General features: G+C 65.3%; 7 protein-coding genes. All 7 read left to right on the top strand.

Annotation, left to right across the window (positions count from 1 at the left end):
- Window positions 1-11 precede the first annotated feature (11 nt).
- The 7 genes from PPGU16_RS00895 to PPGU16_RS00925 all read left to right on the top strand — a co-directional run bounded on the left by PPGU16_RS00895 (window position 12) and on the right by PPGU16_RS00925 (window position 10,925).
- Entirely contained in the window at window positions 12-875 is an 864-nt protein-coding gene (locus tag PPGU16_RS00895) for an STAS domain-containing protein (protein ID WP_180721293.1), read from the top strand.
- A 9-nt stretch (window positions 876-884) separates the two neighbouring features.
- The gene (locus PPGU16_RS00900) at window positions 885-1,241 is read left to right on the top strand and encodes an STAS domain-containing protein (RefSeq protein ID WP_007582301.1); all 357 of its coding nucleotides are present in this window, start codon (window positions 885-887) and stop codon (window positions 1,239-1,241) included.
- Between the two features lie 19 nt (window positions 1,242-1,260).
- Window positions 1,261-1,686 (top strand): anti-sigma regulatory factor, encoded by a 426-nt coding sequence (locus tag PPGU16_RS00905; protein WP_180721294.1) that lies wholly within the window; start codon window positions 1,261-1,263, stop codon window positions 1,684-1,686.
- Window positions 1,671-2,828, top strand: coding sequence for an ATP-binding protein (locus PPGU16_RS00910; protein WP_180721295.1), 1,158 nt, complete (start codon window positions 1,671-1,673; stop codon window positions 2,826-2,828). Before PPGU16_RS00905 ends, PPGU16_RS00910 begins: the two co-directional genes overlap by 16 nt.
- Complete coding sequence (locus tag PPGU16_RS00915; RefSeq protein WP_180721296.1) at window positions 2,797-4,251, top strand: sensor histidine kinase; 1,455 nt, start codon at window positions 2,797-2,799, stop codon at window positions 4,249-4,251. Before PPGU16_RS00910 ends, PPGU16_RS00915 begins: the two co-directional genes overlap by 32 nt.
- Window positions 4,248-5,882, top strand: coding sequence for a response regulator (locus PPGU16_RS00920; protein WP_180721297.1), 1,635 nt, complete (start codon window positions 4,248-4,250; stop codon window positions 5,880-5,882). Before PPGU16_RS00915 ends, PPGU16_RS00920 begins: the two co-directional genes overlap by 4 nt.
- Before the next feature lie 129 nt (window positions 5,883-6,011).
- A complete protein-coding gene (locus tag PPGU16_RS00925) occupies window positions 6,012-10,925 on the top strand; it encodes a response regulator (protein WP_180721298.1) in 4,914 nt (1,637 codons plus the stop codon).

The following is a 10,925-nucleotide window of genomic DNA, read 5'->3' on the forward strand; positions in this document are numbered from 1 at the left end:
CCGGAGACCTTATGACCGCTTCTAAAAGCGCGGCCCTCGTCGAGGTGCTGACGCGTCATCGCGACACGCTGCTAACTGAATGGTTGAATCAGCATCTATCGATCTCGCTGCGCCGCGGGCTCGCCACGGAAGCGGAAATGGGCGACCAGTTCCGCAACTTCCTGAACATCTTCATCGACACGCTTGGCAGCGCCGATACGCTGGATGCGAGCCGTCCCGAATGGGAACCCGTGCGCGCGTTTCTCGCCGACATGTCCGCCCATCGCGCGCGTCAGGGCTTTACGCCCGTCGAAACGGCGACCTTCGTGTTCTCGCTGAAGCAGCCGCTCTATACACGTCTGCGCGAAGAGTTCAGCAGCCAGCCGCAAGAACTCGCGGACGTGAGCTGGACGGTGAACGTGCTGCTCGACTCGCTCGGCCTTTACACGACAGAAGTCTTTCAGCGCAGCCGCGAAGCGATCATCGCGCGTCAACAGGAAGAACTGCTCGAACTGTCGACGCCCGTCGTGCAGCTGTGGGACGGCATTCTCGCGCTGCCGCTGATCGGCACGCTCGATTCGGCGCGCACGCAAGTGGTGATGGAAAGCCTGCTGGAGAAGATCGTCGAAACAGGCGCGGCGATTTCGATCATCGACATCACAGGCGTGCCAACCGTCGACACGCTCGTCGCACAACACCTGCTCAAGACCGTCGCAGCCGCGCGTCTGATGGGCGCGGACTGCATCATCAGCGGCATTCGTCCGCAGATTGCGCAGACCATCGTGCATCTCGGTGTCGACCTGACCAACGTGATCACGAAGTCCACATTGGCGGATGCTTTCATCATTGCGCTGCAAAAGAGCGGGTCGAGCATTCCGACGCGCGCCGCCGGTTAAGGTGACTTCATGGATCGCATTCCAATCCTGCGGTTGGGCGATTGCCTGATCGTCGCGATTCAGGTGGACATGCACGACCGTCTCGCCATCACGCTTCAGGACGACCTGACCGCGCGCATCGTGAAGGACAAGGCGAAAGGCGTGCTGATCGACATCTCGGCGCTCGATATCGTCGACTCGTTCATCGGCCGGATGATCAGCAACACGGCCGCCATGGCGACGGTGCTCGACGCGCAGACGGTCGTGGTCGGCATGCAGCCGTCCGTCGCGATCACGCTGGTCGAACTGGGACTCACGTTGACGGGCGTGCGCACGGCGCTCAACGTCGAACGAGGCATGGCGCTGCTCAAGCAGCGACAGCCCTGATCAAGCGGGGCGCTCACACATGAACTCATTCGGCGTAGTGGTGACATCGACTGTCGAGGTCGGTCTGCGCTCGGATCAGGAGATCGTCAAGCTTCGCCAGATCGTACGCGACGAAGCCATCGCACAAGGTTTCTCGCTCGTCGATCAGACGAAGTTCGTCACGGCCGCAAGCGAACTGGCACGCAACACGCTTTTGTATGGCGGAGGCGGCGACGCGAAGTTGAGCGTGCTGCTCAACGGCACGCGCAAAGGCCTGAAGCTGACGTTCGTCGACCAGGGCGCGGGCATTCCGGATATCGAACGCGCGTTGCAGGACGGCTTCACGAGCGGCTCGGGCCTTGGCCTCGGGCTCGGCGGCGCGCGGCGTCTGTGCGACGAGTTCGAAATCCAGTCGGAACCAGGGAAAGGCACGACAGTGTCGATCACCAAATGGAAACTTCGGTAAGCGGTCTGCGCGCCATGCACGCGTCGTTCGAAATCGCCGACGCGAGCAGCGTCGCGTTCGCGCGGCGCGGTGCCAATGATGCGGCGCAAAAGGGCGCGCTGAACGAAACGGACATCGGCCGCGTCGCGCTGATCGTGACTGAGGCGGCGACCAACATCCTCAAGCACGCGCAGCATGGCGAGCTGCTTGTGCGCGTGCTGCCTTCGGATACGTCGGGCGCGCTCGCCGACGGCGTCGAGATCATCGCGATCGACAAAGGCTCGGGCATGCAGGACGTGCAGCTCGCGTTCCGCGACGGCAGTTCGACGGCGGGTTCGCCGGGCACCGGGCTCGGCGCCATCCGGCGCTTGTCGGAAGAGTTGTCGGTGTATTCGCAGCCGAATCTCGGCACGGTGCTGCGCGCCGTGGTGCGCAGCCGCAGCACACACGAGCGGGCGGGACGCGCGGCGGCAGGCACCGATGTCGGCGGCGTATGCGTGCCGTATCCGGGCGAATCCGTATGCGGCGACGCGTGGGGCATCGAAGCGGATCAGGACGGCCTGACCATCACGCTTGCCGACGGTCTCGGCCACGGTCCCGACGCACATGTTGCGGCAGCAGGCGCGGTCGAAGTCGCGCGGCGGCGTGCGGGCCGCTCGCCCGGTGCGCTGATGGAACTCGCGCACGGCGCGTTGCGCCCAACGCGCGGCGCCGCCGTCGCCATCGCTCGGCTCGATCTCGCGCGCTCGCAACTGGTCTTCACGGGCACGGGCAACATCGCGGCGTCGATCTTCAATACGGGCAAACCGGCGCTCGTCGGCGGCGGCGCGAATCATGGCGCGAGCAAGGCAGCCGACGGCGCGCGCCACACCTGGCAGCTCACGTCGCGCAACGGCATCGTCGGCCACACGATGCGCGATTCGCAGGAGTTCGAAGTGCCGTGGACGCGCGACGCGCTGCTCATTCTTCATTCGGACGGCATCGGCACGCGCTGGGATCTATCGGCATATCCGGGCTTGCATCTGCAGCCGGCCGTGATGATCGCCGCCGTCCTGTATCGCGATTTCGCGCGCCGCCGCGACGACGCCACTGTGGTAGTCGTCAAGGCAGACCAGGGAGTACATTTCAGGCATGACGACCCCTATATTGCGCATCCGGCTTGAGGCTGAAGAAGACGTCGTCGCTGCGCGCCGCAAGGCGCGCGCGATCGCCGCGGGCTTCGGCTTCTCTACGCTCGACCAGACGCGCATCGCGAGCGCGGTCTCGGAGATCGCGCGCAATGCGTTCGACTACGCGCATGGCGGCGAGGTGACGTTCGCATTCGATGGCGTGTCGAGACCTCAAGCGCTTCTCATCGATGTGCGCGATCAAGGTCCGGGCATCCGCGAACTCGAATCGGTGCTCGACGGCACCTACCGGTCGTCGACGGGCATGGGCCGCGGCATTGTCGGCACCCGTCGGCTGATGGACCGGTGCGACATCGAATCGTCGGCGGCGCGCGGCACGGTCGTCGCGATGGCGCGCTTTCTGCCCTTCGACCGCCCGGAGATGGCGGCGACGGGTATCGACGCGATCATGCGCGACCTCGTCCAGCAAAACGCCATGGGCAGACGTCCGGGCACAGCGACGAGCGCCGAAGACGCGGCGCGCCGCTCGCTCGACGAAGTGCTCGAACAGAACCGCGAACTGCTCGCCACGCTGACGGAACTGCGCGATCGCCAGGACGAGTTGACGCGCCTCACGCAGGAACTCGAAGCGACCAATCGCGGCGTAGTCGCGCTGTACGCGGAACTGGACGAACGCGCGGACGAACTGCGCCGCGCCGACACGATGAAGTCGCGCTTCCTGTCGAACATGAGCCACGAGTTGCGCACGCCGCTCAGTTCGATCCGGGCGCTGTCGAATCTGCTGGTCAACCGGCTCGACGGCGATCTTTCCGCCGAGCAGGAACGCCAGGTGCTACTCATCCGCAAGTCGGCCGAAGATCTCACCGAAATCGTCAACGATCTGCTCGATCTCGCCAAGATCGAAGCAGGCCGTACCGAGGTGACGCCGGTCTGGTTCAAGGCCACGGAGCTCTTTGCGGCGCTGCGCCCGATGCTGACGCCGCTGCAGACCGACCCGTCGGTGAAGCTGGATTTCGAGGACGCATACGGTTTGCCACCCATCTTCACCGACGAAGCCAAGCTCACGCAGATACTGCGTAATTTTGTCTCCAACGCGCTCAAATTTACCGAGCGCGGGGAGATTCGCGTCGGCGCAAGGCTGGAGCCGGATGGCGAGCATGTCACGTTTTTCGTGGCCGATACGGGAATTGGCATCGCCGAGGAGCATCAGCAAGTGGTTTTCGAAGAGTTTGGCCAGGTGCAGAACCACCTGCAGCAGCGGGTCAAGGGAACGGGGCTCGGCTTGCCGCTGTGCCGCAAGCTCGCCGCGCTGCTCGGCGGCTATGTGGGTGTGGACAGCAAGCCGGGCGTCGGCTCGACCTTCTTCGCGACGCTGCCGCTCAAGATCGAAGCCGTGATCGGATCGGCCGCGGACGACGCACCTGGCGGTCCGGCCATTGCGCACGGAGGCGCCTCATGACGGTTGCCGCTCCGCTGATCCTCAATGTCGACGACAACGACGGCGCGCGTTACGCGAAAACGCGCGTGCTCGTGCATGCCGGTTTCGAGGTGATCGAAGCGGCGACGGGTCAGGGCGCGCTCGATCAGGTGCGCGCGCACTGTCCGGCGCTGGTGCTGCTCGACGTCAAGCTGCCCGACATCAGCGGCATCGAAGTCTGCTCGATTCTCAAACGCGATCCGCAAACGCGCTCGACGCTCATCCTGCAGACGTCGGCAGCCGCCGTGCAATCGTTCGACAAGGTCCGCGCGCTCGATGGCGGCGCGGACAGCTATCTCACGGAGCCGATCGAGCCCGCCGAACTGGTTGCCAATGTGCGCGCGCTGTTGCGGCTGCATCGCGCGGAAGAAGCGCTGCGCGACGCCGACCGTCGTAAGGACCAGTTCCTCGCGACGCTCGCGCACGAACTGCGCAATCCGCTCGCGCCGATCCGCAACGCCGTCGAACTGATGGACCCGCGCCATCACGCGAACGAAGACACCGTGCGCGACGCGCGTATGATCGCGCGCCGTCAGGTGGAACATCTGAGCCGGCTCGTCGACGATCTGCTCGACGTGTCGCGCATTACGCACGGCAAGATCGCGCTGCAGATCGAATGCGTCGATGTCGCCGCCGCCGTCGCGACGGCTGTCGAAGCGAACCAGCCGGCCATCCAGAAGAAGCAGCACACCTTGCACGTCCGTGTACCCGACGAGCCTTGCATGATCTACGGCGACCCGATCCGCGTCGCGCAGGTGATCAGCAATCTTCTGTCGAATGCGGCGAAGTACACGCCCGAAGGCGGGGTGGTCGAGCTCGACGCGAGCGTAGCCGAAGACCTCTTGACGATCCGGGTGCGCGACAACGGCATCGGCATTCCGCCGAACGAACTGGCCGACGTGTTCAATCTCTTCATGCAATCGGACGATTCGCTCGCACGCTCGGAAGGCGGTCTTGGCATCGGGCTGTCGCTCGCCAAGACGCTCACCGAATTGCACGGCGGCACGATCGAGGCATTTTCTGCGGGGCTTGGAATGGGCTCGGAATTCGTCGTGACGCTGCCGATAGCGGTGTCAGAAAATGTAGCGGCGCCGAACACGGCAAAGCCCGCGGCGGCAACGGCCGTCGACGACGCGTCGAACAGCCCGGCGCCCGCTGTCGCCGATCCTGTCAGCGACACCCAGAGCGCGCCGGATGCGAAGCGCCGCGTGATGGTGGTCGACGACAGCGTCGACGGCGCCGAATCGATGTCGATCCTGCTCGAAATGCTCGGCCACGACGTGCGCGTGATGTACGACGGCGCGGCCGCAATCACGACAGCAGGCGAATTCAAGCCGGAAGTCGTGCTGCTCGATATCGGCTTGCCGGGCATCGACGGATATCAGGTCGCGCGTGCGTTGCGGGCCGAGCCGTCCACGGCGGGCGCGTTGCTGATCGCGCTTACTGGCTATGGGCAGGAAAGCGACCGGCAGCGAACGCGCGATGCGGGCTTCGATCATCATCTCGTGAAGCCGGCTTTGCTCGATGACATCGAGCGCGTGATCGCGACGGACGGCGCGAGCGGCATGCCGCGTAATCCGGGCACGCCCGTGCAGTCGGACGCGACGGGGTGAGCATCGAACGAAAGGGGGCGAAGCAAGTTAGCGCGCGAAAGCGGCGAACATTCGCAGCGGCGAACGGCGCGTGACCGGCAACGGCAACGCGCGCGAGGGTAAGGCGGCGGGACATTTGAGGTTGCGTCGATGAAACCGGACAACACGATGGCGGGCGCGGCCCCTGAGGCGGACGCGGCGCTCGCAGGCAGCGCGTCTCCCAGTTTTCTCGCGGGCGGCGGCGAGATGGGCAGTCTGATACGCGCATACGACTGGCGCGCGACGCCGCTCGGCGCCCCCGACGACTGGCCGCAAAGCCTGAAGACGTCGATCCGCATCATGCTCACGTCGCGCCAGCCGATCTGGATCGGCTGGGGACCGGACCTGATCTATTTCTACAACGATCCGTACAAGTCGATCATCGGCGGCAAGCATCCCGTCGCGCTCGGCTCGCCGACTTCGGTGGTGTGGCACGAAATCTGGGGCGAGATTCATCCGCTGCTGCAGACGGCGCTCGCGGGTGTCGAAGGCACCTTCACGGAGCAGAAGCTCCTGATCATGGAGCGCAACGGCTACCCGGAAGAAACGTACTACACGTTTTCCTACAGCCCGATTCCCGACGATCACGGCGGCACGGGCGGCATCATCTGCGCGAACAGCGACGACACCGTGCGCGTGCTCGGCGAACGCCAGTTGCGCCTGTTGCGCGAAATCGGCGCGGCGACGCGTGACGCGCTGTCGTGGCGCGATGTCTGCGAGCGCAGCGTGCGCGCGCTCGAAAGCGATCCTTACGACGTGACCTTCGCGCTGTTCTATCAGACCGAGCCGGGCGGCGCTTCGGCGTCGCTGGCGGGCGCCTGCGGCATCGACGCGGGGCATCCCGCGGCGCCGCAAGTGATGAACGCCGCGCCCGATTCCGTATGGCCTTTCGCGGACGTGCTGCGCCACCAGCGTCTCGCCGTCGTGTCGGATCTCGCCGAGCGCTTCGACTCGCCGTTGCCTCTGGGCGCATGGCAGCGCCCGAGCACGCAGGCGGCCGTGTTACCCGTGCAGCCGTCGGGCGAAGCAGGGCGCGGCGGCGTGCTGGTCGTCGGGCTGAATCCGTTCCGGCTCGTCGACGACAACTACCGCTCGTTTCTCACGCTGGTCGCACGGCAGATGGGCGCGGCGCTCGGCTACGCCGACGCCTACGAAGAAGAGCGGCGGCGCGCGGAAGCGCTAGCGGAAATCGATCGCGCGAAAACCACTTTCTTCTCGAACATCAGCCACGAGTTCCGCACGCCGCTCACGCTGATGCTGGGTCCGCTCGAAGAACTGCTCGCGAAACCCGATGCGGCCAACGCGGCCGAACGGCCGCTGCTCGAAGTCACGCATCGCAACGGCTTGCGGCTGCTGAAGCTGGTGAATGCGCTGCTCGACTTCTCGCGCATCGAGGCGGGCCGCATCGAAATGCATCCGCAGCCAACCGATCTCGCGATGTTCACTGCCGACCTGGCGTCGCTTTTCCGCTCGGCGATCGAATCGGCGGGCATGACGCTCGAAGTCGATTGCGAACCGTTGCCGCATCCCGTGTCGATCGACCGCGAGATGTGGGAAAAGGTCGTGCTGAACCTGCTGTCGAACGCGTTCAAGTTCACCCTCATGGGCTCGATTTCGGTGAGCCTGAAAACGACGCAGGGCGGCAGCATCGAAATGAGCGTCGCCGATTCGGGTATCGGCATTCCCGCGCATGAGATTCCGCGTCTGTTCGAACGTTTTCATCGCGTCGAGGGCGCGGTGGGGCGGTCGGTCGAAGGCAGCGGCATCGGGCTCGCGCTCGTCAGCGAGCTGGTGCGGCTGCATGACGGCGCGATTCATGTCGAAAGCGAACTGGGCGTCGGCACGCGGTTCACAGTCGTACTGCCGGCTACGATGTCGATGGACCCCGCATCGAGCGACAGCGCTCACGCAACGACGAGCGCGAACGCGCACAGCTATGCCGACGCGGCGCTGCGCTGGTTGCCCGATGCGTACGCGGCCAGCAATGCCGACGACTTGAGCATGCTGCCCGGCAACGGCGATACGCCCTCTACCGAGCAGGACCACGAAGCGGCGGGCAAGCTGCTCGTCGTCGATGACAACGCCGATCTGCGTGACTACATGCGGCGCATTCTGTCGGCGGCGGGTCATGACGTGCATGTTGCCGGCGACGGTGAGGAGGCGCTCGCTGCCGCGCGCAATCTGCAGTTCGACCTGATCGTGTCCGACGTGATGATGCCGAAGCTCGACGGCTTCGGATTGTTGCGCGCGTTGCGCGCCGACGCCGATCTGCGCGAAACGCCCGTGCTGCTGCTGTCGGCGCGCGCGGGCGAAGAGGCGAAAGTGGGCGGCCTCGAATCGGGCGCGGATGACTACCTGATCAAGCCGTTCGCTGCGCGCGAACTGCTTGCTCGCGTCGCGGGCAATCTTCAACTCGCGCGCTTGCGGCGCGAAACGGGCAACCGTCTACGCGAGGAATCGCGCACGCTTGAAATCCTGAACCGCGTCGGCACCGCGGTCGCGGCGGAACTCGACCTGAACCGCGCGGTGCAGGTCGTCGTCGATGCCGCGACGGAACTGACGGGCGCCGCGTTCGGCTCGTTCTTCTACAACGTGCAGGACGACAAGGGCGGCAGCTACATGCTGTACACGCTGTCGGGCGTGCCGAAAGATACCTTCGCGAAGTTTCCGATGCCGCGCAACACGGCCGTGTTCGCGCCGACGTTCATGGGCCACGGCATCGTGCGCTCCGACGACATCACGAAAGACCCGCGTTACGGCCGCAACCCGCCGCATCGCGGCATGCCCGAGGGCCATCTGAAGGTGCGCAGCTATCTTGCCGCGCCCGTCGTGTCGCGCACGGGTGAAGTGCTCGGAGGACTCTTTTTCGGACATCCGACACCGGGCGTGTTCACCGCGCGCGCGGAGCGCCTGGTCGAAGGCATCGCCGCGCAGGCCGCGACGGCCATCGACAACGCGCGTCTCTACCAGGCCGCGCAACGCGAAATCGCCGAGCGCACCAAGGCCGAAGAGGCGCTGCGCGAGCTGAACGAAACGCTCGAAGCGCGCGTGATCGAAGCCGTCGCGGATCGCGATCGTCTATGGGACTTCAGTGAGGACCTGCTGGTGGTCGCGGGCTTCAATGGCGAGTTGCAGCGCATCAGTCCTTCGTGGACACGCGTGCTCGGTCACGACCTGCACTGGCTCGCGTTGCAGTCGTACTTCTCGCTGATTCATACCGACGACCATGCGATGGTCAGGGCGAATCTCGACGAACTGCGCCGCACGGGCGCGCCGATGCGCTTCGAGAACCGCCTGAGGCATATCGACGGCACATGGCGCTGGATCGCGTGGACGCTTTCGCTCGATCCCGATACGAAGCGCATTCATGGCGTCGGCCGCGACGTGACGAGCGATCGCGAAACGCAGGAAGCGCTGCGTCACGCGGAAGAAGCGTTGCGTGTCGCGCAGAAGATGGAAGCGATCGGCAAGCTGACGGGCGGCGTCGCGCATGACTTCAACAATCTGCTGCAGGTGATCGGCGGCAATCTGCAACTGCTCGCCGACGACGTAGTCGGCCAGGAGCGGCCCGCGCAACGCGTGCGCAATGCGCTGGGTGGCGTCGCGCGCGGCGCGAAGCTCGCGTCGCAACTGCTCGCGTTCGGCAGGCGTCAACCGCTCGCGCCGAAGGTGGTGAACCTTGGGCGCTTCGTGCGCGGTCTCGACGACATGCTGCGGCGCGCGCTCGGCGACGGCATCGAGATCGAGACGATCGTGTCGGGCGGACTGTGGAATACGCTCGTCGATCCGTTCCAGGTGGAGAACGCGCTGCTCAATCTCGCGATCAACGCGCGCGATGCGATGGACGGCCACGGCAAGCTGACTATCGAAGCGGGCAACGCCTCGCTCGACGATGCGTACGCAAAGCGCCACGCCGACGTCACGCCGGGCCAGTACGTGATGGTCGCCGTCACGGATACGGGCTCGGGCATGTCGGCCGATGTGCAGGAGCATGTGTTCGAGCCGTTCTTCACGACCAAGCCTGAAGGGCAGGGCACGGGCCTTGGTTTGAGCATGGTGTATGGCTTCGTCAAGCAGTCGGGCGGCCATGTGAAGATCTACAGCGAGATGGGGCACGGCACGACGATCCGCCTGTATCTGCCGCGCGTGCGCGAGGAAGAGGATCTCGAAACGGATGTCGACGTGGGCCCGGCCAAAGGCGGCGCGGAAACGATTCTGGTCGTCGAGGACGATGAAGACGTGCGCACCACAGTCGTCGAGATGCTGGCGTCGCTCGGTTATCGCGTGCTGAAGGCGAAGGATGCGCAGAGCGCGCTGGCGATCGTCGAGAGCGGCGTGCCGATCCATCTGCTGTTCACCGATGTCGTGATGCCTGGGCCGCTGCGCAGCACGGAGCTGGCGCGCAAGGCGCGCGAGCGGCAGCCGGGTATCGCGGTGCTGTTCACGTCGGGCTACACGGACAACGCGATCGTGCATGCGGGGCGTCTGGACGAGGGCGTCGAACTGTTGAGCAAGCCGTATTCGCAGGAAGCGCTCGCGCGCAAGATCCAGCACGCGCTGCGCCTGCAGTACACGCGGCCCGACGATGCCGTCACGCTGCAGGCAGCAGACTCGCAAACCGTCAGGTACGTCGACCGGCACAACAACGAGACCTTCGACGCGATCCGTCATCTGCGCATCCTGTTCGTCGAAGACGATGAACTGGTTCGCGTCAGCACGGCGGAGTTGTTGCGCACGTTCGGGCTCGAGGTCGCCGAAGCCGAGAGTGCGACGCAAGCGGAGCAGATACTCGGCGAGCGTGACTTCGACGTGCTGTTGACGGACATCGGACTGGCGGGTGCATCAGGCGTCGATCTGGCCATCGACGCCGCCGCGCGCCAGCCTGGCATGCGCGTGATTTTCGTGACGGGCTCGGATGCAGCGCTGTCGCCGCAACAGCAGACGCAATTGCAGAATGTCGCGCAATTGCGCAAGCCGTACGATCCGCTCGATCTCGTCAACGCATTGCGCGCGTGCGTCGACTGA

Origin of the sequence: Paraburkholderia largidicola (genome assembly GCF_013426895.1) — a bacterium.
In the GTDB taxonomy this organism is placed as follows: Bacteria; Pseudomonadota; Gammaproteobacteria; order Burkholderiales; family Burkholderiaceae; genus Paraburkholderia; species Paraburkholderia largidicola.